Genomic DNA, 22,297 nt, shown 5'->3' on the forward strand with positions numbered 1-22,297 from the left:
CACGCAAGCATGAAGTTGACCCTGCCCACCTGGCTGACGTTGTTGCGGATCGTGATGATCCCGGTGCTGGTGCTGGTGTTCTACCTGCCCTACACCTGGACCAACTTCGCTTCGGCGGCGATCTTCGGCCTGGCTGCGATCACCGACTGGCTCGACGGCTGGATCGCCCGCCGCTACCAGCTGGAGTCGGCCTTCGGCGCCTTCCTCGACCCGGTCGCGGACAAGCTGATGGTGGCGGTGGCGCTGTTCCTGATCGTGCAGGGTCACCCGACGCCGTGGATGGCGTTCTGGGCAGCGGTCATCGTTGGTCGTGAGATCGCGGTGTCGGCGCTGCGCGAGTGGATGGCCGAACTGGGCCAGCGCGCCAAGGTGCGCGTGGCGATGATTGGCAAGATCAAGACCACCGCACAGATGGTCGCATTGCTGTGCCTGCTGTACTCGGTGGCTCCGAACGTGCCGGTGCAGGACATCTGGATGGGCTGGCCGGTGTTCCACATCGGTGACTGGACCCTGGCGATTGCCGCTGTGCTGACCCTGTGGTCGGGCCTGCAGTACCTGCACGCCGCCTGGCCGAGCCTGCGCGATGACGAGCGCGCGGCGCGCGAGCGTGCGCGGCAGAAGAAGCTGGGCAACTGAGCCCCAGGGTCGGATCCCTTTCCGCAGGAAAGGGCTCTGAGCCCATCGGTGCAACCATCCGCGCATGGCGTGGATCTACTGGAAACGCTGCATCCACGGATGATGCGGATCCATCGGTTTGCGCGGATGCTGTAGTAGATCCACGCCATGCGTGGATACGCGCCGCCGGGCACCCTGCAGACCCTGAGAAAAAGCGCTTGACGCCATCCTTGGAACAGGTAGAATTTCGCCTCCCAAGCGGGAATAGCTCAGTTGGTAGAGCGCAACCTTGCCAAGGTTGAGGTCGCGAGTTCGAGTCTCGTTTCCCGCTCCAGATTCAAGAAGAACGCTCCCGCAAGGGGGCGTTTTTCGTTTGAGTCCAGGGTACTTCATCCCTGCTTCACCGCCACCCCATCGCCTCACCACGCGCGCTCGCGAAGCTGCATCTCCGTTCCAGTCCGGCGATGTCGCGATGCCTCATCAATCCTCCGCCTACGACCACGATGTGGTCATCGTCGGCGCCAGTTTCGCCGGTGCCGCCTGCGCATTGGCCGCTGCCCAATACGGCCTGCGCGTCTGCGTACTCGAGCGCAAATCCGATCCCGGCGAGCGCCTGCACACCACCGGCATCGTGGTGAAGGAGGTGATGGAGCAGACCTGGTTGGGGCGCATGCCCGAGCACCTGGTGCAGCGCATCGCGAACGTGCGCCTGTATGCGCCGAACCTGCGCAGCGTGTTGCTGGCCGCGCCGGGCTATTACTTCCTCACCACCGATACGCCGAACCTGATGCGCTGGCTGGCAAGTGAGCTGCGCGCGAATGGCGTAGACCTTCGCCTGCAGCAGTCCTTCACCGACGCCCATCGCAATGGTGACGGCTGGCAGGTGGAAGGGGCGGGGCGGTGCGCCTATCTGGTCGGCGCCGATGGCGCGCGTTCGCGCGTGGCCCAGCGCACCGGCCTGGGCCAGGTGCGCGACAATCTCTATGGCGTCGAACGCGAGTTCGCCGGCCTCCAGTTGCCGCAGGGTGATGCGTTGCATTGCTTCGTCAGCAAGCGTTATGCGCCGGGTTACATCGGCTGGGTCGCGCAGAATCCAACCGGACTGCAACTCGGGGTGGCGGTGCGCCATGACCCGGACCGGGTGCGACCGCCAGATATCGATGGTTTCCTTGAGCATGTGCGCGATGTGGTCGGCATTCCGCCCTCGGCGCGCCCTTCGGCCACCCGCGCCGGTCTGGTGCCGTGCGGCCGGCCGGACGGCCCGATCAGCGGCCCTCGCCTGATCCTGACCGGTGACGCGGCGGGCATCGTCTCGCCGCTCTCGGCCGGGGGCATCCATTCCTCGTGGCGGCACGGCTGGGCGGTCGGCGAGGCGATTGCCCGCCATCTGCGTGGCCAAGGGCCGGACGCCGAACGGGTAGCACAGCAGGTCGCCCCGGCCTTCCGCGGCAAGCGCCTGCTGCGCTGGGCGATGGATCACCTGCAGGCCGATTGGCCGCTCAATGCGCTGCTGCACACGGCTGCCACGCGGCGCATCGCCGAGCAGATCTACTTCCATCGCCGCGGCCTGCGCACGTGAAGGGAGCAGGCAGGGGCGCCTGAACGCCGCCGCTGACGTCACGTGAAAATTCCTGTTGACGCCGTGCAGCAATATCGACACAATAGCGCTCCTTCGACGCAGGTCGAACGAAATCTGCGGGAATAGCTCAGTTGGTAGAGCGCAACCTTGCCAAGGTTGAGGTCGCGAGTTCGAGTCTCGTTTCCCGCTCCAGATTCAAGAAAAACGCTCCCGCAAGGGGGCGTTTTTCGTTTGTCATAAGGTTGGCTGCAAGGGCCGCTACAGTCGCGCCACGGCATCTTCATTGCCGGCGTGATAGGACTGTGCGGCAGGTGATCGCGGGCGCCCGGAAAGCGGGCCGGGGGGGGGGCGCACTCCATCGACGGTCATCGACATTCAATGTCGTAATCAGAATGATATGCACCGATGGACGTGGGGACGTCCGGACGTGGTTCGTCGGAAAAATGTGCAATCGCAGGGAGGCGCATCCGGTGTTCCATCCCTTGCCGGCAGTGAAAGGATGACGAAAGGGCCATGGCAGCATTGCCTGAACCGATTGCGCGTTGTGACTGTTTTTCGACCAATTCTCCATGTTCGCTCCACAATCGCACGGTAGCCTTCATGCTCCTTCTACACGTTGGCGGGCTGGTGGTCAGGCGTATCACTCCAGTGGCAGTGCCCAGGACCGGGCGCGGATTTTCCCTGCAGGCAGTGCTGCGCCCCGGCGCGCTGCTCGCAAGCCTGGCCTTGGCGGGCTGCATGTCGGTGCCGGTTCCGGACCTGCCTGATCGCACGCCCAGCACCTGGACCCAGGTGCCGCAGGGCCAGGGCGTGGCAGTGGACGCCAAACAGTGGTGGAAAGTGTTGTCCGACCCGGCGCTGGATGGACTGGTCGATCAGGCCATCACCGACAACCTCGACCTGCAGCAGGCCACGCTGCGCCTGCAGGCCGTGCGGATTGTCGCCGGCACTTCGGACTCGCGCTTCCTGCCGGAAATCTCGGCCAGCGCCAAGCAGGTCCAGGACGCCGCCGCGGTCGACACCTATTTCCACGCCGGTATCGAAGCGATCTGGGACCTGGGCCTGTTCGGCGCCGCCGAGAGCGCCCAGTTGAGCGCGCAGGCCTCGGCCGGCAATGCCGAGGCGCTGCGTAGCGCCGCGCAGGTGGCGGTGATCGCCGACGTGGTGCGCAGCTATCTGGATCTGACCGTGGCGCAGGCCCAGCAGGACCTGCTGGCCCGCCAGCAGGCGGTGGACGATCGCGGCGAACAGTTGGCTCTGGTACGCCAGCGCCTGCGCCTGGATGAGCCCGGCGAACTTGATCGCCTGCGTGCACGCCAGGCGGCGACCCGGGCGGCCACGGCGCAGGCTCGCGAAAATGCGGACAACGCTGCCCGTGCGTTGGCATTGCTGCTGGGACGCGATGGTCCGGACCCGTCCTGGCGCGCCTATCGCACGCCGCCAAAGCTGGGCGCGTTCTCGCTGCAGCAGGTGCCGGCTGATCTGCTGCGCCATCGGCCGCAGATCCTGCTGGCCGAATCGGAGGTGATGCAGGCCGCGGCCAGCAAGGGCTCCGCGCGCGCCGCGATGTATCCGCGGGTCAGTCTTGGTGGCTCGATCCTGTACGCCTACAACCTCACCCAGAACGCCCGTTCCAACTCCGACTCCAGTCCGTCGATCGGCCCATACATCGATATTCCGCTGTGGGACTGGGGCCAGCGTCGCGCGCGTTTCCATGCCGATGAAAAGCAGCTGGATGCCGCGCTGCTCGGCTACCGCAAGGCGGTGTTGGAAGGTGTGAGCGAAGTGGAAGGCGCACTGGGCAGCCTGGCGCGCCAGGACAGCAGCATCCAGTCGCTGCGCGCGGCCGATGATGCCGCCGGCCAGCAGGTCAAGCGCCAGGCGCGGCAGGTGCAGCTTGGCCTGTCCAGCGAATTCGATGGGCTTGACACGCAGCGTGCCGCACTGGCCTCGCAGGCCGATCTGATCGGTGCGCAGGGCGCGCGCGTGCTCGCGTTCGCCTCGCTGTACCGCGCCCTGGGCGGCGCACCGCTGCCGGTCGAGGCTGAGGGCGATTCGCAATGATCGCACTGGCCCGCAAGACCCTGGCCTACGAGTGGCGCCGGTTCCTGCCGGTGGTGCTGGCGATGTGTTTCGCCGGCGTGCTGTTGATCGTGCAGGCGGCACTGGTGCTGGGCATCTTCGGTACCGCCGCGATCTACGTGAAGGCTTCATCCGCCGATATCTGGGCCGGTTTCCCCGGCACCCAGAGTGTCAACTACGGCCATGCAATCAGCGCGGATGTCGAAAGCCATCTGCGCATGGACCCGGATGTCACCCGCGTCGAGCCCTACGAGTGGGTCGATGGCGAATGGCGGTCCGGCGCGCAGGGCACCGGCAACGTGTCGGTGTACCTGTCCGGCATCTCCACCCAGGACGACGCGATGATGTTCGCGCGCATCCTGCCTGCCGACCTGCGCGCGCAGCTGCGTGAGCCGGGTGCGGTGATCGTCGACAGCGCCGATCTGGATACGCTGGGCGTGGACCTGCAGAACAACCGTGCGTGGATCAACGGCAAGGCGGTGCGCGTGGTCGCTGCGCAACCCGGCCTGCGTGGCCTCGGTGGCGTCAATGTGCTGGCGTCGCTGGATACCGCGCGCGCCATTGCTGGCACCGATCCGCACGAGGGCAGTACCTATTTCGTGGCGGGCCTGCGTTCGCCGGACCTGGCCGACCGTGTGCGCGACCGCCTGGCCGCGTCGATGGGGCAGGCCACGCCGGTCGAGTTCTGGACCGCACCGGAGTTCGCCAGCCGTTCGCAGCAATACTGGCTGTTCGATACCGGCGCCGGCATCGCGGTGCTGTTCATGGCCGTCATCGTCTGCTTCGTCGGCGCGGTGATCACCAACCAGTCGTTCGCCTCGGTGGTGGCCGGTTCGGTGCGCGAGTACGCCACGCTCAACGCACTCGGTGCCGGGCGCTATGCGCTGGCGCGGGTGGTGTTCGAGCAGGCATTGCTGATCGGCGGCGTGGGCATGTTGCTGGCGGCGGCGTTCAGCACCGTCGTGCTGTTGATCGCACAGACCCAGCGCGTGCCGGTGCAGCTGACGCCGATGGTCATCATCGGCTGCGTAGCGCTGGTCGCGGTGATGGCCATGCTGTCGAGCATCATGGCGGTACGCAGTGTCGTCCGCTCCGATCCATCGTTGCTGCTGCGTTGAGGACCGGCCGATGACTTCTACACGCGCCGTCGCCCCGACCCTGCAGGCCGACGCACTGGAAAAGGGCTTCATGTCCGGCGATGTACAGGTGCCGGTGCTGCGCGGCCTGTCGCTGGACATCTATCCCGGCGAGCTGACGCTGGTGTCGGGCCCGTCCGGCTGCGGCAAGAGCACGCTGCTGTCGCTGCTGTCCGGCCTGTCATCGCCCGATGGCGGTCGCGTGCACGCGCTCGGCCAGGACGTGGGCCACATGAGTCGCAGTGAAGTGGAGCGCTTCCGCCTGCACCATGTCGGTTTCGTGTTCCAGGGCTTCAACCTGTTCCCGGCGCTGACCGCGCTGGAGCAGGTGCAGTTGCCGCTGGGCTACCGCGGCATGAGCAATCGCGAAAGCGAACCGCTGGCCCGCAGGGCGCTGGAGGAGGTTGGCCTCAGCCACCGCAGCCACATGCGCCCGGCGCAGCTGTCCGGCGGTGAGAAGCAGCGTGTGGCCGTTGCCCGTGCCTTCGCCAAGTCACCGACGCTGATCTTCGCCGACGAACCCACCAGCGCGCTGGACGCCGAGAACGGCCAGCGCGTGATCGACATCCTGCACCGCTACGCACGTGCGCATGGCGCCACCGTGCTGTGCGTGAGCCACGATCCGCGCCTGATCCGGCATGCCGATCGGGTGATCGCCATGGAAGACGGCATGGTCCGTGATGACCGCCGCCAGAACGAAACTGTAGAGTCCGCCCCATGACCAAGACGTCGCACCTGCTCCCCCTCAGCCTGGCCCTGTCCGCGGCACTGCTGCTCGGCGCCTGTTCCAAGGACGCGCCTGCCCAAGCACCTGCAGGCAAAGCCAGCGCTGCCACCGCCGGCAAGGTCGCGGTGGCGCGCGGCATCATCGACGTCGAGGGTGGCCTGATCGCGCTGGCGCCGCCGGTGGATGGCTCGATCACCGCCGCGCCGGTGAAGGAGGGCGCCACGGTGAAGAAGGGACAGTTGCTGCTGTCGCTGGATGGTGCCCTGCTGCAGCAGGAGGTGGCGATGGCCACCGCCGATCTCGCCCTGGCCAATGACCGCCTGAAGGGCGGCCAGGCGCAGCTGCGCGAACTGGAGCGCAACGCCACCCGCCTGTCCACGGGCGCCAGCGAAGGCGTGTCGTCCAACCAGCAGGCCGATGCGGCCAAGCAGCAGCTGGCTGCTGTGCGCGCCGATGTCGACGTGGCCGGTGCGCAGGTCGACATGGCCCAGCACAAGCTGGAACACGCAAAACTGAAACTGCAGCAGATGTCGCTGAGCGCGCCGGAAGCCGGCACCGTGGTCGGCCAGGTGCCGGGCCTCGGCGCCTTCGTGCAGGCTGGCAAGCCGGCGATCTCGCTGCTGCCGGCGCGTCCGCTGCAGGTGCGCGCCGAACTCAGCGCCGCCTATGCCGATGCCGTGCAGGTGGGCATGAAGGCCACCGTGGTGCCGGACAGCGATGGTGCCGAGAACACCAGCACGCTGCCGTCCGCACGCGTGGTGCGCATCAGCCCGGTGTTCGCGCAGGCACGCCTGCCTGAAGACGCGGGACGTGGCGTGGCCAAGGTGGTGGAGTGTGTGCTGGAGTTCGATGGCGAGGCCAAGGCCCGCTTCGGCCAGCACGTGCGGGTGGAGTTCCGGAAGTAAGCCTGGTGCTGCGACGGGGCCGCCTATGGGGCCCCTCGACGCCTGATGGTTCGCCACGCACTCACTGCAGACACCACGCACAGCGCCAGCAACAGCCCCACGTCCAGCAGCAGCAACCACAGTAGATGCGTGCCGTGCACCGGCGGCTGGTGCATCGCGGACAGCATCCACGGCACCGACCACACCACCAGCAACGCGAACGCGATCAGCAGGCGCAGCCACAGGCGTTTCAGTTTCCAGGGCTGCACGATCAGCGCGGCCACCACCAGCTCGACGGCTCCCAGCAGCGCGAACACGATGACGGTGCTGGTCGGGTAGGGCAGCTCGGCGCCTTCCAGATGGTGCAGCAGCCAGTAGTCAGGAGTGAAGCCGGCATTGACCAGTGCAGCGATCAGCGCCAGCCAGGTCAGCGCGACCAGCAGCCAGAACAGGCGGATGTAGCGTCTAGGCATCAGCGGTGTCCGTGACGGGGCGGGAGGTTCTCCGCGACGAATAGCGCAGGCTCACCGTGATTGCGGCCAGTGCCAGCAGGCCGGGCCCGACGGTGAAGTACAGCAGGCGCAGCGGATGGTTGTGCATCAGTGTCCAGGTCGCGAACACCAACGGGATCGCCAGCACCAGCACCTTGGCGAACAATGGCCGCAGTACCGCGATCAGCGGCTGGGCGCCAATGAACATCCAGAACAGAAGGAACTGGGCAATGCCCAGGCCGACGTCGCGATGGGAGGTGAAGCCGAAATGGTCGCGATACGCGTTCATTCCCAGCGGAATCAGTGCCCAGTACAGCAGCGCCACCAGCAGATGCAGCAGCAGGGCGATCAACAGGGGCGTGCCGCGAAGGAACATGGGCGAACGGGACCGGGCGGGGCAGCGTACCCCAGTGCGGACGCCCGTGACCGCATGATGTGAAGACTGTTGACGGCGTGAAGGAATTTGGACACAATAGCGCTCCTTCGACGCAGGTCGAACGGAATCTGCGGGAATAGCTCAGTTGGTAGAGCGCAACCTTGCCAAGGTTGAGGTCGCGAGTTCGAGTCTCGTTTCCCGCTCCAGATTCTACAGGGCCCCGGTAGGGGCCTTGTTTTTCTCCCACCACGGCAAGGCGGGGCACGTTGGGCCACAAGGCTCTACGCGCAGTCAGAAAGGTGAAATCGCTGGTGTGTGTTCCGGATTTCCGGTACCATGTCGGCTTACGCGGGAATAGCTCAGTTGGTAGAGCGCAACCTTGCCAAGGTTGAGGTCGCGAGTTCGAGTCTCGTTTCCCGCTCCATGTTCCGACAGGCCCCATCATGGGGTTTTGTCTTGTCAGGGCCCTGTTCCTGGCGCGCAGTACGTTGGCCTCATGGCAGAGTGGCTATGCACCGGATTGCAAATCCGTTTACAGCGGTTCGATTCCGCTTGAGGCCTCCAATTGAAAAGCCCTGACTCCGGTCAGGGCTTTTTTGTTTTTCCCCACGGCAACCGCGCGATGCAAAGTCTGGCTTGTAAGCGCCGATTGGCGTTGACCGCATTGACCTCCGTGTTGTTCGGCGTCGCCATGTTCAGCGACGCCGAACAACACGGGCAGCCCGCTGCACGGCATGTATGCCGTCGGCATCTTCTCGATCCTGACGCCACTGCTGTTCCAGGTAGCGCTGGGTGCCGATGCGCCCCCGCGCATGGCCTGGCTGGCGCCGGCGATGTCGCTGATGGGCATGGCCTGCCTGTAGCTGATGATGTCCGGGCTGTTACGCTGGCTCCAGCATAGAAATTGCGGCAGGCGCGCGACATGATCATCCGGCTACTGACCGAAGACGATGCGGACATGCTCTGGGAGGCCCGCCTGCAGGCGCTGCGCGAGTCGCCCGCTGCATTCCTGTCCACGCTGGCCGAGGCGGCCGGCGATTCCTCGCAGGTGATGCGGGCGCAGCTTGATGACCCTCATACCCGTTACTTCGGTGCCTTCGACCAGGCGGCACTGATTGGCTTCCTGCGCTACGTGCGCCCGGTGCGGTTGGCGCGGCGGCACACGGCGGAGATCCACAGCGTCCATGTTGGCGCAGCCCATCGTGGTCATGGCATCGCCCGTCAACTGTTCCTTGCGGCATTCGCGGCGGCACGCATGGACAGCATCGAGTCGCTCACGCTGACGGTGCTGGCGGACAACGCTGCTGCGCGTGGACTGTACGAATCGCTGGGATTCACCGAATCCGGCGTCGAGCCGCGCGCGGTGAAGCGCGACGGCCGCTATGTGGACATGGTGTCGTACTGGATTTCAGTGACCGGCCACCCATCATCGCCGACACCTTGAATCACCCCCTCTATGCCGGGTCATGGGCCGGCGTCTGAGCGCGGAAGTTGCGCCCGACCGGTTCACCCACGCCCAGGTAGTGGCGGAACAGATAGATCAACGGTTTCCAGCGCGCGACATCGATGTGCTGGCTGCCTGCATGGGTGATCGCCTCATGCGCATGCACGCAGCGGATGCGGCCTTCGACGATCACGAAGTGCTGGCCATCGTCATCACTGGGCGCGTGCATTGCCATCACTGTGACTTCCACCTGCAGCGGGCACTCGGCAATCGTAGCGGGTGCCACCTGCGATGACGGTATGGCGTTGAAGCCGCCCAGCGCGAACTTGTCACGCACATGCACGTAGCCCATCGCCTGCTTGGCGTCGGGAACTGGATCGCGGCCGGTCGCCCGCGCGATGGCCTCGACCTGGGCCGCCTGTGCAGAAGACGGAAAGTTCAGCACGCACTCGTTGCGCAGCTGCAGGTTGCAATAGCCCTGGCCCTGCGTGCCGAGCCCCAGCACCACCCGGTTGCCCAGCGCCCAGAACGAAGAGAGCGGGCTGATGTTGCTGCTGCCGTCGGGATTGAGCGTGGTCATCAGCAGTACCGGCGTGCCCGGGTACAGGACCGAAGGCGTGATGCGCCGACGCTGGATCGAAGGGTTCGTCACTGCGGTTCTCGGAAGAGCGGGGCGGTGACTGTGCGCCGGGGCAGGCCGGCAATGCTTCGGCCTGCATCGAACTGTCGGCCGGGCCCTGCATGCCACAATGCCGGCATGGTCCACACCTCCGGTTCCCTTGTCAGTGTCGGTGCCCTGGTCGGTGACCAGGCACGCGCCGCCATGTTGCTGCAACTGATGGATGGCCGCGCGTACACCGCGATGGAACTGGCGCGGGTGGCCGGGGTGACGCCGCAGACGGCGAGCACGCACCTGCGGCGCCTGATTGAAGGCGATCTGCTGGTGGTCATCCCGCAGGGCCGCCATCGCTACCATCGGCTGGCGTCGACCGAGGTCGCGGACATGCTGGAGGGCATCCTGCGTGTGGCCGAGCGCACGCCCTCATGCACCGCCGCCGCGTCACGCAGCCTGCCGGCCTTGCGCGAGGCGCGCTCGTGCTATCGCCACCTGGCCGGCGTGCATGCGGTGGCCATCACCGATCACCTGCTGCAGGCCGGGCACGTGCTGCAGCGCGACGGCTATTGGCAGGTGAGCGCAGAGGGGGCGGCGTTCCTGCGGGAGCTCGGCCAGCCGTTGGCCGAGGTACTGCAGCAGCCGGTGACGACCAGGCCCGCGCGCTATTGCCGGGGATGCCTGGACTGCACCGAGCGGCGCCCGCATCTGGCCGGGCTGGTCGGCGAGGCGATGCTGGACAGCTTCGTGAACAACGATTGGCTGCGGCGTGTTGAAGGCCGTCGCGAACTGCGGCTGACCCCGCCGGGGCGCGAGGCGTTGTGGAAGTGGTTCGGCCTGGCGACCTGAGCGCCCGACCAGTCTCATTCGCCCGCGACATGCGGAGGCGCTATGGTCAGGTTCCAAGTCTTAGGGAGCTGCAATGGCGAGCAAGGACATGATGGACCGCAGTACGCAACCGGAATGCCGCCGATGAGCAAATCCGCTGCGGAAGTACGCTGGTTGACGTTCCGGCTGATGAACGGCCAATCGATCGGGCCGGACCGGTTGAAGGATGGCTGGGTGGTCGCCTCGGAGACCCGCCACTGTGGCGTGCGGCGCGAGTCAATCGAAGGCGCCGGCGTGGTCTACGCGCTGTACGCACCGGCCAATCTGGCCTCACCGCGCCGCGCGGAAATGCGCATGCGCGAGTTCCTGATGAGTTCCGGCTACACCTTCACCATGGGCACGCTGGGCGGCTGACGCCGCCCGTTGCGTTTACGGGCGCACCGTCAGCGCCTGGCCGAGTGTTCCGATCGGGCCGCGTGCATCGTGCAGCACGGTGCTGGTCAGGCCGATGCCCTGGCGGCCGAACGACACCGACGTGTCGAAGCCCAGCCACTCGCCTTCGGGCATGCCGAACAGGTGAGCGGTGAGGTCCAGGTTCGGGAAGGCGACCTCCTTCGGATCGGCGCGTACCGCCATGCCGTTGGACAGGTCGAAGAGGGTGGCGGCACGGGCCAATGGGCTGACCGCCTCACCGTCCAGCAGCGGCTGCGTTGCGCGGGCCCAGTAGGTTGCGCGGCCGGGGCCCTGGTCGTGGCGACGGATCTCGATGCTCTGGATGAAACCACCGGGCCAGACCGTGCCCGGGTCCCACGCCGGCATCGATTCCGGCGGCGCAATGCCGGTGATCGGCGTGCCGGCGATGGCCCCGGTATCGTTCGGGCGCATCAACCACGCGCGCACACGCAGCGCCGGACGGTCACCGTGCCGAAGTGTGGCCTCCACCAGTTCGATGGTGCGACCGCTGCGCAGCACCTGCACCTCAGCCTCCATCGCTTCGATCGGGATGGTGCCGAGGATGTCGTAGGACAGGCGCGCGATCAGGAAGCCATGGCCACGCGCCGCAGCGTCGCGTTCCAGGTGGTGGGCCAGCAACCCGATCGCCGGTGCGATGTGCTGCTCGCGGATGTTCCAGGCGCCGCCGGTATGCTCGGTCGGCAGGTAGCGGGTGTCGCTCAGTCGTTCGAAGAAGGCCATCGGGTGCGTTGCTTCAGCGGGGAAAGAGGCGGCAGGACGGTTGCCGGCCTCTGCATCCTAAGCGTTCGGCAATGGCATGCGCTGCGCCAATGCGGTCAATTGTGCCTGCGCGCGGGCCATGCCCTGCTCGATGCCATGTGGACGGATGTCCATGCCTTCGGCGTAGACGAAATCAACCTCGGTGATGCCGATCAGGCCCAGCACCGATTGCAGGTAGGGCGTCACCGTGTCGGTGCCCTGGCCGACATGCACGCCGCCGCGCGGACTGAACACCACCGCTTCCACGCCCTGGACCAGGCCCTGTGGCCAGGTGTCGGTGTAGCGGAAGGTCACGCGCGCGCGGGCGACCAGGTCGAACCAGTTTTTCAGCGGCGTCGGTACGTTGAGGTTGTACATCGGCGCGGCGATCAGCAGCAGGTCGCTGTCCATCAGCTCGCCGATCAGCGCATCGGACAGCGCGATGGCCTGTCGTGCGCGCGGCCCCGGGTTCTCTGCACCGCGCAGTGCGTGGAAGATCTCCTCATCCAGCACTGGCAGGTCCAGTGCGGTGAGGTCGCGCACGGTGACGACGTCATCGAAGCCCTGCGCGGCACGCTCGGCGAGGAAACGATTGATCAGGCCGGCGCTGCGCGAGGCGGTGCCGTTGAGGCTGGAGTGGAGGACAAGCACCTTGCTCATGGCGGGAAGTCGATCTGCGTGGAAGGGGAGGGCGCCCACTCTAGACTTTAAAAACTTCGCCAGTGGCGCTATTTTTTCCTTCCATTGGTTCCTGATTGGATACATTGTGGCCTTGTCCGATCTGAACGGTATCGACGTGTTCGTGGCCACGGTGCAGGCCGGCAACTTCGCGCAGGCGGCCGACGCGCTGCGGGTCACCCGCTCGGCGGTGGCCAAGAGCATTGCGCGGCTGGAAGCCCGGCTCGGCACCCCGTTGTTCCTGCGCACCACACGCAGCCAGCAGTTGACCGAGGCCGGGGCGCTCTACTACCAGCATTGCCTGCGCGCGCTGGAGGAAATCCGTGCAGGCGAGGCCGCGCTCGAAGGCGGGCGCACCCAGGTTGCCGGTCGCCTGCGCGTGTCACTGCCGGTGTTGTTCGGCCACCTGTGCATCGCACCGATCCTGTTGGAGCTGGCCCGCCAGCATCCGGCGCTGGCGCTGGACCTGCAGTTCAATGATCGTACGGTCGACCTGCGCGAAGAGGGCATCGATCTCGCGATCCGCATTGGCGCGTTGCCCGACAGCAGCGATCTGGTGGCGCGGCCGCTGGGGGAACACCGCATGGCAATCTGCGCCTCGCCGGCATTCATGGCCGGGCGCGAGCTGCCGCACACCGTCGATGCACTGCGTGGGCTGGAGGCGGTGGCCTACAGCCGGCGTGGCCAGGTGATGGAATGGAAGATGCGGGTGGATGGCGAGCCGCTGGTGTTGAAGCCGGACGCGCGCGTGCAGATGGACGATCTGCAGGGCGTGGCCGATGCGGCCGTGGCTGGGCTGGGCGTGGCCTGGCTGCCGTACTGGCTGGTGCGCGATGCCCTGCAGCAGGGGCGGTTGCTGGAAGTTCTTCCGGCCGCCTCCAGTGCGATCTATCCGATCCACGCGGTGTGGCCGCGGGTGCCCCACCTGCCGCTGAAGACGCGGGTGGCGGTGGACGCATTGCTGCAGCAGTTACCGGCGCGCCTGCTGGAGGTGGAGGCCGCCCCGCTGTTGCGCAGCTGATCGTCAGTTCAGTAGCTGGCGGCCTTCAACGCCTCGACCACGTCGGCTTCAGCGAATCCGCAATGCCCTTCGCCTGCCGCAGGCAGCACCTTCGGCAACGGCCGTGCGCCGGCATGGGCCGCCAGCTGCGGATACACCGTCTGCATATGCGGCACGATGGTGGGGTCGTTGTTGTTGAACTGGATCACCAGCGGTCGCTTCAACGCGCCGCTCAGTGTCAGCTTGGCGCGGATATCGGCCTGTGCCGCGGGCACGGCGTCGACACGCTGCACGCCGGCATTGAACGCCGTGTCGTCGCCGAAGCCGCGGTAGACCACGCCTCTGTTACCCACCGGCATGCCGCCGCTACGTGTCGCCAGTTCGTGCAGGACCAGTGCATGCAGGCTGATCGTGCCGGCCAGCGCATCCGGAGCGACCTGCAGTTGCCTGGCCAGTACCTCGGCATGCTGTGGGTTCTGCTGCAGCGCGCCGGCGATGCCTTGATAGAGCGCTGCCTGCGGCAACGCGGCCGCTTCATGCGACGCCAGTCCACTGGCCGGCAGGCCTTCCGCGTTGGGGAAGAAGTAATCGAAGGCGACCAGCGTGGTCAGCAGGTCAGTGGCGATCTGTTCGCCACTGAGGTTGGCACCGCACAGCGAGACGCCACCGGCGTAGTGCTGCGGGTAGCGCTCGAGGCTGGCCAAGGTCACTGCGCCGCCCATCGAGAATCCGAGCAGCCAAGTGTGGCGCACGCGCTTGAGTTCGCCCAGCGCGTGCTGGCGCAGGCGTTCCATGTCGGTGATCGCATCGGCCACGGCCCAGCCCTGGCTGGCATAGGCGCTCTGCGCGACGGCGTAGCCCGCGGCCAACAGCGTTGCAGTGCTGTCATTGGCGGTCATCGGCGTAGAGCGTGGCACACCCACTGGTTCATAGCCATGCGCCAGCATCACCAGGTCGCCGTTCCAGCCAGCCGGTACGTCCAGGCGCCAGGGGGCGCCCTGCAGCTCGCCGCTGAGCATGCGTGGTGCAGTGGGTGGCGCAGCCAGCAGCGATGCCGCAGGCAGCAGAAGGCCGAGGGCGAGGGCGCATCGAAGCAAGGGGCGCATCGTGGTCATTCCATCCGGGAATGGCGCCGAGCATAGATGCCCGCGAATTGTTGCGCGCGCTGCACTGCCGCAGGGGATTGCCGGTCGGCCGTGCTGCGCTCTACGCTGGCGGCATGGCCCAGCACACTGCCGCGTCGATTATCCGCATTCCCCACGGGAAGGCGGGGTAGCGCGCGGTCGTCATGGCCATGCAACCCGCCCGGGAAGGCGGGTTGCATGCGGCGCTCTCCCGGGTACTGGAATCCACCGAGGAGAACGCAGATGCACCCTCTTTCATCGACCGGCGACGCCCCGACCCTGCACCTGGTGTGCGGCAAGATCGGCGCCGGAAAGTCCACTCTGTCGCAGCGGTTGGTGGCGCAGCCGTGCCACGTGCTGATCAGCGAAGACGCCTGGCTGGCGGCGCTGTATCCCTGCCAGATCCATTCCGTCGCCGACTACCTGCAGCGCGCGGCAGCACTGCGCGCTGCGCTGACGCAGCATGTCCGCGCGATCCTGCAGGCCGGCGTCTCGGTCGTGCTCGACGTTCCGTTCAACACGCCCGCCGCCCGCGCCTGGGGCCGCGAACTGTTCGAGTCGGCCGGCGTTGCCCATCAGCTGCATTTTCTCGATGTTCCCGACGCCATCTGCAAGGCGCGTCTGCGTGCCCGCAACGCGCGCGGTGAGCACCCGTTCCAGGCCAGCGATGAAGCCTTTGAGCAGATCACCTGCCACTTCGTGGCACCTGTGCCGGAGGAGGGCTTCGTGGTGATCCGTCATGCACAGGAGGGGTGAGTTCCTGCAAATGGCCGTGTTCAGTCGATCATGGTGGTGGCGATTCCGATACGATCTGACGCATTGAACCCTATTCGCTTGATCTGGAGTCCCATCGTGGTCGACCGTCTCGCCATCCTGCTCGAACGTTTCGCGGTCACCGCCTCGGTGTTCCATGCCGGCGCGCTGTGCGGCATCAACACCCTGCAGGGGGAAGATGAGGCCGGCCAGCTGCACCTGGTGCGGCGGGGGCCGCTGCAGGTCAGCCACGGCCAGCAGACCCTCCAGGTCGACGTCCCCAGCCTGCTGCTGTACCCGCGGCCGATGCCGCACCGGTTCAGTACCGATCCGCAGCAGGGCGCCGACATGGCCTGCGCCAACCTGCATTTCGAGGGCGGCCGGCTGAACCCGATCAGCGCCGCGTTGCCCGAATTCATCTGCATGCCGCTGGCGGATCTCTACGGCGGCAGCGCAGCACTGGAGCTGCTGTTCGAAGAGGCCTTCGAGCAGCGCTGCGGGCGTGCGGCGATGGTCAACCGGCTGTTCGAGGTGGTGTTGATCCAGGTGCTGCGCCAGTTGATGGAAGGCGGCGAGATGCGTGGTGGCCTGTTCGCCGGGCTCGGCCATCCGCGGCTGCGGCTGGCGTTGGTGGCGATGCATGAAGCGCCGGCGCAGGCGTGGACGCTGGAAGACCTGGCCGACGTCGCCGGCATGTCGCGCAGTGTGTTTGCCGCCAGCTTCCGTGAGGCGATGGGCACCACGCCGGGCCAGTATCTGCAGGGTTGGCGGGTGGGCCTGGCGCAGCAGGCGCTGCGCCAGGGCAGACCGCTCAAGCGGATTGCCGACGATGTGGGGTACGGCAGCGAAGCGGCGCTGTCGCGCGCGTTCAAGGCGCACACCGGGCAGTCGCCGCGGGAGTGGCGCGGACAGGCCCGCGCCGGCGCTGCCTAAGCCTCAGCCCAGCACCAGCCGCGCCAGTTTCATGCCGCCGAACAGGCCGACCAGGCCCAGTGCCACCGAACCGCCGGCGTACAGCGCTGCCAGGCCATGCTGGCCGCGCTGCAGCAGCAGGCCGATTTCCAGTGCATAGGTGGAGAACGTGGTGTAGCCGCCGAGGACGCCGGTGGCCAGCAGCAGTCGCAGCTGCGGCGAGGCGCCATTGCGCAGGGCGAAGGCTTCGACCAGCACGCCCATCAGCAGTGCGCCGCTGATGTTGATCAGGAAGGTCGACCAGGGCCACGGACTGCCGACCGCCACGCGCGCACCGATCAGGTTGCAGGCGTGGCGCAGGCAGGCACCAAGTCCGCCGCCGATGAAGACCAGCAAATAGTTGTTCAATGCGTGCATCACGTGCCTCGGGTAGGGGTTCGCTGATTCGATGGCGAACGCCGAGGGCGGGCACGGCCTGCCGTCGACGAACACCGGTTCGTCCTGGCAGGAGCCATCAGCCCTTTCAGGCGGTTATCGGGGGAGCCCCATCCCCATCGACGACCATGCTACCAGCGGCAGTGCATTCACGTCATCGAGGTCGTCAGTACCCGGATGACCTTGCTGCGGCTGAAGCCGTCCATCAGCAGTTCGAAGGCCAGCAGGTCCAATGCTGCGTGGCGGCGATGATCGATCTCCAGCCCCTTCTCCTCCACCAGATGGCTGACCAGTTCGTAGGCGTCCTGCCAGACGTCCAGGTGGGCCTGGCTGGGGATGTAGGTATTGCCCCGTTCACCGACGCCAAGCCCGCTCACGCCATACAGCAGTTCGCGCGCGTCCAGCTTGGCCGCATCGGCGATGCGGAACAGCTGTTCGGCCTTCACATGGGCGGGGCTGACATGGTCGTTGAGCCAGTTGCTGATGGTTGCCGTCGTCGAATCGGCGGCGCGGGCCAGATCGGCCGGGCGAGGGTGCCCGGCTTTCTTCATGGCAATGGCGAGTCGTTGGCCGAGAGTATTCATCTATGCAAGCCAGCTTAACGCGTAGATCGCAAAGTTCCCTTGTTCCAAGAATAAGTCTGGTTAACAGAAGGACCGACCGTGACCGAATTCTGGAGCAAGGGGCAGGTGCGCATCCGGCTGGGTTTCCGGACCGATGCCGAACTGGCGCGCTTCTTTGGCATAAGCCGATCTGCGGTGTCGCAATGGCCCAGGGACTTCCCGATTCCTGCGCTGCGCCAATACATCCTGCATCAGCGCTACCCCAATCTGTTCCCGGCGACTGAGGCCGCAGAGGCCGAAGAGGTCTGAACTGCGCCGCATTTTGTCGCATATAGCACTCTAAGCGTGGTTTGCTAAGTATGCTTAGCAATATAGGAAACTTCGATGGAACGGGGCTCGGCCATCGGTGATGCCTACTGGAGCAGGGGGTGGGGGGATCGGGTAGTGTGTCGGGTCCGCCCCATCCGGGGACCCTGTCATCCCGTATGTGGTTTCGTGAACGATTAATAATTTCGATCACGAAAGTCGCTGCATGTAATTGACCTGTCGTGAAATCTATGACTAATTGGCATCAACCGGGCGTGAAGCCCGGGAGTCTTTCAGTAGCTCGCAAGTGAGTCGGTAGACCGTCAACGATGCAGAACAAGTCCAACGGAGGTCGTATGGAATACGGCATGCATGGCTTGGCTGAACGGGTACGCCGCGAACTGGAAGCCAGTTATCACAAACACGGATGCGGTCCGGCGTTCTGGGATACCTACCAGCAGGTGCTGGACCGCCTGGTCCCGCAGGGGACCGAGCGTACCGAGGTCACCAATGAAATGGCGCTGATCATCGAGCAGCTCGGCATTGTCCGACGTGCGCAGCTGGTACCGCCGCACGCCAACGGGCCGCGTTGATCCGTTGATTCAAAGCAGGCGCCAGGCGCCACAGGCCAACAACGCCAGCAGCATCGAAAGCAGTGCCAGGGTCCGCGGTCGCCACCATTGCCGCGGTTGCCCGGCCATGGCCTGCGGACTGCAGTAACGCACCAGCCCCGAGCCGAAACCGGCCTGGTGCTGCTGCCGCGCGCAGGCGTCCAGGCAGGCGCCGCAGGCCAGGCAATCGGCCTGCGGTCCCTGGCGGATGTCCAGCTGCATCGGGCAGGCGCTGACACATGCGGCGCAATCGGTGCAGTCGCCCAGGCGGTCGGCGCTGAAGGTGGGCATCGGTCCGGCCAGCAGCGGATGCGCGGCACGGAATACGTAGTCCTGCGCGGTGGTCGGGTCGAGCAGGCCGCGGCCGCGGCCCAGCACGCCCCCCAGGCCCGACGGGCGCATGCCGCGCGGTTCGCCGCGGCGCGCGTCGTACAACATGCGGGGCGTGTACGGATCGGTCAGCAGTGGCTGCATGCGCGCGAATGGGCACAGCGAACGGCACACCTGTTCGCGCAGGAAGCCGGCATTACCCCAGGTCGCTGCGGCATAGAACACCACCCAGAACGTTTCCCAGCCACTCCAGCCGGCGTGTGGCGCAGCGTCCACCAGTTCTCCGATCGGGCTGAACAGGCCGACGAAGGTGATGCCGGTCCACAGCGACAGCAACGCCCAGGCCAGCTGGGTGGCAGGGCGCACCGCCGGCACCGGCAAAACCCGCGCCATGCCGTGTGCTATCCAGTCGAAGGCACGCCGCCACAGCGTCTGGGGGCAGCCGTGGCCGCACCAGACACGGCCGGCGAGGTGGGTAAGCAACGCAAGGGCAACGGCCAGCACCGCCAGCAGACCGATCAGCACGCCGACGTCGCCGGGCCACAATGTCCAGCCGAACAGGTCGAAGCGTCGTGCATTGATGTCCAGCAGCAGCGCCTGCTGCCCGTTCCAGCGCAGCCATGGCAACGCATAGAACAGTGCCAGCAGGAGCGCGCTCAGCGCGCCGCGCCAACGCCAGGGGCGTGGAGTTCCAGTGCAGGGCATGCTCATCCCAGCGGCAGCTCGTCGTCGTCGTCGCTGGGCATCGGGCGCTGCAGGTACCAGGTGACCGCGCTGGACACTGCCGTCACCGACCAGAACATGAAAAACCCTGCCGTATAGCCCAGTTCGCGGCTGATCGCCGTGCCCGGGAAACTGATCGCCTGCAGTCGCAACGGGTCGACGAAGGCGAAGAACACCACGCTGGCCAGGCCCGCGGCGATGAAGCTGGGCCAGAGGATGGCGCCCCAGTGCTGGATCAGCTGCTGGCGGCGGCTGGGAGAGGGTCTGTTCATGCTGTCCCGGATCGGAATGAGGGCGGCGCGTATACTCCGCCGAGGCCGGCGCAGCATCCGCAGGGCATGCTTCCTGCAAGCGTGCCAGCCTAGGTGCAGCGGACTGCGTCGACATTGATCTGGATCAACGGTGGTGCGGCCCGGCTGGGGCACACTGCCGGCACGCTTTGGGTACCCCGATGAACGCAACGCAGCCGCCTGTTCTTCCCGTCGCCTCGCCCGAGTTGTGCACCGAGCAGGAAGTGACCCGCCTGGTGCACGACTTCTATGCGCGCGTGCGCGAGGAAGAGCGGTTGGGGCCGGTGTTCGAGGCGCACGTCCACGACTGGCCGGAGCACCTGGCGCAGCTGGTCGATTTCTGGTCGGCGATGCTGCGCGGTACCCGCCGCTTCAAGGGCTCGCCGATGTCCAAGCACATGGCCATCGAGCTGGACAAGGACCTGTTCGACCGTTGGCTGGTGCTGTTCCGGATCACTACCGCCGAGTGCAACAACCCGCCGATGCAGGAGCTGGCCAACGACGTGGCCGCACGCATCGGTGACACCTTCTGGAAGCGCTACCAGATGCTGCGCTGGCCGCAGGTGGGCCTGCCGGTGCTGGGCATCCCTGCCAAGGATTGATCTGGGTCAAGGCGGTCACGTCTGCGCGGCGCGATGCTGGCGGCATGGACACGTTCTCTCCCGCCGCCGGTGGCCTGGCCTGGACCTTCGACCCCGACCTGCTGCGCCGGCACGACCGGCCGGGCCCGCGCTACACCTCGTACCCGACCGCGCCGCATTTCCATGATGGCTTCGACGCGCCGGCGCTGCGCCAGGCGATCGCCGACAGCAACCAGCAGGCCCGCGCGCTGTCGCTGTACGTGCACGTGCCGTTCTGTTCCAGTCCCTGCTTCTACTGCGGCTGCAACCGGGTGATCACCCGCGATCGCGGCCGTGGCCACAGCTACGTCGCGCGCGTGCTGGCCGAGGCCGACCTGCTGGCGCCGCAGTTCGAGGACGGTCGTGAGGTCATCCAGCTGCATCTCGGAGGCGGCACGCCGAACTTCCTTGATGCCGAGGCGATGACCACGCTGGTGGAGGGGCTGCGCCGGCGCTTCGATTTCAGCGATTCGCCGCAGCGCGATTTCTCGATCGAGCTCGATCCGCGCTTCATTGATACCCGCGACGTCGCCATGCTGGCGCGGCTGGGCTTCAACCGCGCCAGCCTGGGCGTGCAGGATTTCGATCCGCACGTACAGGAATCGATCAACCGCATACAGGGCGTGCAGCAGACGCTGGACATCCTGCGCGCGTGCCGCGACAGCGGCATGCGTTCGGTCAACGTCGACCTGATCTACGGGTTGCCGGGGCAGAGCCTGGAAGGCTTCGGCCGCACTCTCGAACGGGTGCTGGCGCTGCGCCCGGATCGCCTGGCGGTCTACGGCTACGCGCACCTGCCGCATCTGTTCCGTGCGCAGAAGCAGATCGACGAGAGCCGGTTGCCTTCACCGGAAGACAAGCTGGCGCTGCTGGGCCTGGCGGTGGAGAGGCTCTCGTCGGCCGGCTACCAGTACATCGGCATGGATCACTTTGCGTTGCCGGAAGAGGATCTGTCGCGTGCGCAGCGTGCCGGCCAGTTGCATCGCAACTTCATGGGCTACACCACCCACGCCGATACCGATCTGCTCGGCCTGGGCGTGAGTGCGATCAGCCACATCGGTGCCACCTACAGCCAGAATCCGCGCGACCTGCCGTCGTGGGAGGATGCGGTGGACCAGGGCCAGCTGCCGGTCTGGCGCGGCGTGGCGTTGAGTGCCGACGACCAGCTGCGTGCGGAACTGATCCAGCAGCTGATGTGCCAGGGCGAGGTGGATGGCACGGTGCTGGGCCAGCGCCATGGTGTTGATTTCGAGCGGTACTTTGCCGAAGACCTGCGTTCGGTGCAGCGGTTGCAGGAAGATGGCCTGGCCGAATATCGGGACGGTGTAGTGCGCGCCAGCGAGCCGGGGCGGCCGCTGCTGCGGCTGCTGGCGATGTGCTTCGACCCGTACCTGCGTGCCGCCCACGAGCAGCCGCGTTACTCGCGTGCGATCTGAGGTTCCGTCGCGCAGTGCATGCATGGTGCCCGGAGCCGGAATCGAACCGGCATGGGGTTGCCCCCGGCGGATTTTAAGTCCCTTGCGGCCCGGCCTAACTACTTGATAACGCAGAGCTTAGGCGCTCCATTTGTGCCATTTGAGCGAATCTGTGCATCCGCTGCCGGTGGTGTATGCAGGTTTGACGGAACATTCGCCACTTCAAGCAGCTTCATTGCCTGCTTCAGGTTGCTCGGCGCGAGGTGCGCATAGCGCCTTCTGACTTCCAAAGTGCTGTGCGCCTTCCGCAAGTCCGGCGCAGAGGTCATGGAATCCGCGCATCGGGTCTGACGAAGGTGCCGTACATTCGCGCATTGAAGTCACCCCATGATCGAACGCAACTCCCTCTGGCACCTGGCGAAACTCCTGCTGGACACCGGCATGCAGACTTCCAAGGTACAGGTGATGATCAAGGTCTTCGCTGCACCGTGCGATGCCTGAATCAGTCGGCGGCTGGACGCTGCTCAGGTGCAGTTCGCTCATGGGTCAC

General features: G+C 66.3%; 28 protein-coding genes, 5 tRNA genes and 1 riboswitch. Of the genes, 22 read left to right on the forward strand and 11 right to left on the reverse strand.

The annotated features are described in order from the left end of the window. Window positions 1-9: 9 nt before the first annotated feature. The 8 genes from pgsA to ACXI0D_RS00705 all read left to right on the forward strand — a co-directional run bounded on the left by pgsA (window position 10) and on the right by ACXI0D_RS00705 (window position 7,044). The gene (gene pgsA, locus ACXI0D_RS00670) at window positions 10-636 is read left to right on the forward strand and encodes a CDP-diacylglycerol--glycerol-3-phosphate 3-phosphatidyltransferase (RefSeq protein WP_014036627.1); all 627 of its coding nucleotides are present in this window, start codon (window positions 10-12) and stop codon (window positions 634-636) included. A 237-nt stretch (window positions 637-873) separates the two neighbouring features. After that, window positions 874-949, forward strand: a tRNA-Gly gene (locus ACXI0D_RS00675). 138 nt (window positions 950-1,087) lie between these two features. Further along, entirely contained in the window at window positions 1,088-2,194 is a 1,107-nt protein-coding gene (locus ACXI0D_RS00680) for an NAD(P)/FAD-dependent oxidoreductase (protein ID WP_479642134.1), read from the forward strand. Between the two features lie 116 nt (window positions 2,195-2,310). Beyond that, window positions 2,311-2,386, forward strand: a tRNA-Gly gene (locus tag ACXI0D_RS00685). Window positions 2,387-2,794: 408 nt separating this feature from the next. After that, the gene (locus ACXI0D_RS00690) at window positions 2,795-4,258 is read left to right on the forward strand and encodes an efflux transporter outer membrane subunit (RefSeq protein ID WP_049446030.1); all 1,464 of its coding nucleotides are present in this window, start codon (window positions 2,795-2,797) and stop codon (window positions 4,256-4,258) included. Next, on the forward strand, window positions 4,255-5,394 hold the full coding sequence (locus ACXI0D_RS00695; protein ID WP_049446032.1) for an ABC transporter permease: 1,140 nt from the start codon (window positions 4,255-4,257) through the stop codon (window positions 5,392-5,394). The genes ACXI0D_RS00690 and ACXI0D_RS00695 overlap by 4 nt, the downstream gene beginning before the upstream one ends. A 10-nt stretch (window positions 5,395-5,404) precedes the next feature. Continuing rightward, window positions 5,405-6,133, forward strand: coding sequence for an ABC transporter ATP-binding protein (locus ACXI0D_RS00700; protein WP_101765239.1), 729 nt, complete (start codon window positions 5,405-5,407; stop codon window positions 6,131-6,133). Then, on the forward strand, window positions 6,130-7,044 hold the full coding sequence (locus ACXI0D_RS00705; RefSeq protein WP_101765240.1) for an HlyD family secretion protein: 915 nt from the start codon (window positions 6,130-6,132) through the stop codon (window positions 7,042-7,044). Before ACXI0D_RS00700 ends, ACXI0D_RS00705 begins: the two co-directional genes overlap by 4 nt. A 23-nt stretch (window positions 7,045-7,067) precedes the next feature. On the opposite strand, the gene ACXI0D_RS00710 is transcribed toward ACXI0D_RS00705, so the two are convergent. Next, on the reverse strand, window positions 7,068-7,496 hold the full coding sequence (locus ACXI0D_RS00710) for a hypothetical protein (RefSeq protein WP_479642135.1): 429 nt from the start codon (window positions 7,494-7,496) through the stop codon (window positions 7,068-7,070). Continuing rightward, complete coding sequence (locus ACXI0D_RS00715) at window positions 7,489-7,890, reverse strand: hypothetical protein (protein WP_479642136.1); 402 nt, start codon at window positions 7,888-7,890, stop codon at window positions 7,489-7,491. The genes ACXI0D_RS00710 and ACXI0D_RS00715 overlap by 8 nt, the downstream gene beginning before the upstream one ends. A gap of 130 nt (window positions 7,891-8,020) precedes the next feature. Here ACXI0D_RS00715 and ACXI0D_RS00720 point away from each other — a divergent pair. The 5 genes from ACXI0D_RS00720 to ACXI0D_RS00740 all read left to right on the forward strand — a co-directional run bounded on the left by ACXI0D_RS00720 (window position 8,021) and on the right by ACXI0D_RS00740 (window position 9,334). After that, window positions 8,021-8,096 (forward strand) — tRNA-Gly (locus ACXI0D_RS00720). A gap of 142 nt (window positions 8,097-8,238) precedes the next feature. Beyond that, window positions 8,239-8,314 (forward strand) — tRNA-Gly (locus ACXI0D_RS00725). A gap of 66 nt (window positions 8,315-8,380) precedes the next feature. Continuing rightward, window positions 8,381-8,454 (forward strand) — tRNA-Cys (locus tag ACXI0D_RS00730). A gap of 170 nt (window positions 8,455-8,624) precedes the next feature. Next, a complete protein-coding gene (locus ACXI0D_RS00735) occupies window positions 8,625-8,753 on the forward strand; it encodes a hypothetical protein (RefSeq protein ID WP_265093458.1) in 129 nt (42 codons plus the stop codon). Window positions 8,754-8,812: 59 nt separating this feature from the next. Continuing rightward, a complete protein-coding gene (locus tag ACXI0D_RS00740; protein WP_049446066.1) occupies window positions 8,813-9,334 on the forward strand; it encodes a GNAT family N-acetyltransferase in 522 nt (173 codons plus the stop codon). Between the two features lie 10 nt (window positions 9,335-9,344). Here ACXI0D_RS00740 and ACXI0D_RS00745 read toward each other — a convergent pair whose 3' ends face one another. After that, window positions 9,345-9,986, reverse strand: coding sequence for a flavin reductase family protein (locus ACXI0D_RS00745; protein WP_049446068.1), 642 nt, complete (start codon window positions 9,984-9,986; stop codon window positions 9,345-9,347). Window positions 9,987-10,091: 105 nt separating this feature from the next. Between ACXI0D_RS00745 and ACXI0D_RS00750 the strand changes: the two genes are divergently transcribed. Further along, window positions 10,092-10,796 carry an ArsR/SmtB family transcription factor gene (locus ACXI0D_RS00750; protein WP_101765241.1) on the forward strand — a complete coding sequence of 235 codons (705 nt, stop codon included), beginning with the start codon at window positions 10,092-10,094 and terminating at the stop codon, window positions 10,794-10,796. 123 nt (window positions 10,797-10,919) lie between these two features. Further along, window positions 10,920-11,189 carry a hypothetical protein gene (locus ACXI0D_RS00755; RefSeq protein WP_042358614.1) on the forward strand — a complete coding sequence of 90 codons (270 nt, stop codon included), beginning with the start codon at window positions 10,920-10,922 and terminating at the stop codon, window positions 11,187-11,189. Between the two features lie 15 nt (window positions 11,190-11,204). Here the strand turns inward: ACXI0D_RS00755 and ACXI0D_RS00760 are convergent, their stop codons facing one another. Together ACXI0D_RS00760 and ACXI0D_RS00765 are read right to left on the reverse strand one after the other, a co-directional pair. Further along, a complete protein-coding gene (locus ACXI0D_RS00760; RefSeq protein ID WP_049446073.1) occupies window positions 11,205-11,969 on the reverse strand; it encodes a thioesterase family protein in 765 nt (254 codons plus the stop codon). Window positions 11,970-12,026: 57 nt separating this feature from the next. Next, window positions 12,027-12,647: an FMN-dependent NADH-azoreductase gene (locus ACXI0D_RS00765; protein ID WP_101765242.1), complete on the reverse strand. Its 621-nt coding sequence runs from the start codon at window positions 12,645-12,647 to the stop codon at window positions 12,027-12,029. 106 nt (window positions 12,648-12,753) lie between these two features. Between ACXI0D_RS00765 and ACXI0D_RS00770 the strand changes: the two genes are divergently transcribed. After that, a complete protein-coding gene (locus ACXI0D_RS00770; protein WP_080347532.1) occupies window positions 12,754-13,686 on the forward strand; it encodes a LysR family transcriptional regulator in 933 nt (310 codons plus the stop codon). Between the two features lie 8 nt (window positions 13,687-13,694). Here ACXI0D_RS00770 and ACXI0D_RS00775 read toward each other — a convergent pair whose 3' ends face one another. Next, window positions 13,695-14,771 carry an alpha/beta hydrolase gene (locus ACXI0D_RS00775; protein ID WP_049446454.1) on the reverse strand — a complete coding sequence of 359 codons (1,077 nt, stop codon included), beginning with the start codon at window positions 14,769-14,771 and terminating at the stop codon, window positions 13,695-13,697. 261 nt (window positions 14,772-15,032) lie between these two features. Here ACXI0D_RS00775 and ACXI0D_RS00780 point away from each other — a divergent pair, with 261 nt between their 5' ends. After that, window positions 15,033-15,545, forward strand: coding sequence for a P-loop nucleotide/nucleoside kinase family protein (locus tag ACXI0D_RS00780; RefSeq protein WP_049446079.1), 513 nt, complete (start codon window positions 15,033-15,035; stop codon window positions 15,543-15,545). A 96-nt stretch (window positions 15,546-15,641) separates the two neighbouring features. After that, window positions 15,642-16,475 carry an AraC family transcriptional regulator gene (locus ACXI0D_RS00785; RefSeq protein ID WP_049446456.1) on the forward strand — a complete coding sequence of 278 codons (834 nt, stop codon included), beginning with the start codon at window positions 15,642-15,644 and terminating at the stop codon, window positions 16,473-16,475. A 3-nt stretch (window positions 16,476-16,478) separates the two neighbouring features. On the opposite strand, the gene crcB is transcribed toward ACXI0D_RS00785, so the two are convergent. After that, complete coding sequence (crcB, locus tag ACXI0D_RS00790) at window positions 16,479-16,871, reverse strand: fluoride efflux transporter CrcB (protein WP_014036647.1); 393 nt, start codon at window positions 16,869-16,871, stop codon at window positions 16,479-16,481. An 81-nt stretch (window positions 16,872-16,952) separates the two neighbouring features. Further along, window positions 16,953-17,016, reverse strand: a riboswitch (Fluoride riboswitch). A gap of 22 nt (window positions 17,017-17,038) precedes the next feature. After that, window positions 17,039-17,440: a helix-turn-helix domain-containing protein gene (locus tag ACXI0D_RS00795; protein ID WP_005415999.1), complete on the reverse strand. Its 402-nt coding sequence runs from the start codon at window positions 17,438-17,440 to the stop codon at window positions 17,039-17,041. A gap of 111 nt (window positions 17,441-17,551) precedes the next feature. Between ACXI0D_RS00795 and ACXI0D_RS00800 the strand changes: the two genes are divergently transcribed. Both ACXI0D_RS00800 and ACXI0D_RS00805 read left to right on the forward strand, forming a co-directional pair. After that, on the forward strand, window positions 17,552-17,761 hold the full coding sequence (locus ACXI0D_RS00800) for a helix-turn-helix domain-containing protein (protein WP_049446081.1): 210 nt from the start codon (window positions 17,552-17,554) through the stop codon (window positions 17,759-17,761). 353 nt (window positions 17,762-18,114) lie between these two features. Next, window positions 18,115-18,351 (forward strand): hypothetical protein, encoded by a 237-nt coding sequence (locus ACXI0D_RS00805; protein WP_005416001.1) that lies wholly within the window; start codon window positions 18,115-18,117, stop codon window positions 18,349-18,351. A gap of 9 nt (window positions 18,352-18,360) precedes the next feature. Here the strand turns inward: ACXI0D_RS00805 and ACXI0D_RS00810 are convergent, their stop codons facing one another. Then, a complete protein-coding gene (locus tag ACXI0D_RS00810) occupies window positions 18,361-19,410 on the reverse strand; it encodes a 4Fe-4S dicluster domain-containing protein (RefSeq protein ID WP_049446083.1) in 1,050 nt (349 codons plus the stop codon). Then, window positions 19,407-19,694, reverse strand: coding sequence for a hypothetical protein (locus ACXI0D_RS00815; protein ID WP_049446085.1), 288 nt, complete (start codon window positions 19,692-19,694; stop codon window positions 19,407-19,409). The genes ACXI0D_RS00810 and ACXI0D_RS00815 overlap by 4 nt, the downstream gene beginning before the upstream one ends. Before the next feature lie 179 nt (window positions 19,695-19,873). On the opposite strand from ACXI0D_RS00815, the gene ACXI0D_RS00820 reads away from it, so the two are divergent. Together ACXI0D_RS00820 and hemN are read left to right on the forward strand one after the other, a co-directional pair. Further along, a complete protein-coding gene (locus ACXI0D_RS00820; protein ID WP_049446087.1) occupies window positions 19,874-20,314 on the forward strand; it encodes a group III truncated hemoglobin in 441 nt (146 codons plus the stop codon). Window positions 20,315-20,358: 44 nt separating this feature from the next. Beyond that, window positions 20,359-21,768: an oxygen-independent coproporphyrinogen III oxidase gene (gene hemN / locus ACXI0D_RS00825; protein WP_479642137.1), complete on the forward strand. Its 1,410-nt coding sequence runs from the start codon at window positions 20,359-20,361 to the stop codon at window positions 21,766-21,768. A gap of 201 nt (window positions 21,769-21,969) precedes the next feature. Here the strand turns inward: hemN and ACXI0D_RS00830 are convergent, their stop codons facing one another. Next, complete coding sequence (locus ACXI0D_RS00830; protein WP_147416480.1) at window positions 21,970-22,290, reverse strand: hypothetical protein; 321 nt, start codon at window positions 22,288-22,290, stop codon at window positions 21,970-21,972. Window positions 22,291-22,297 lie beyond the last annotated feature (7 nt).

Source organism: Stenotrophomonas sp. C9D9 (assembly GCF_056491205.1).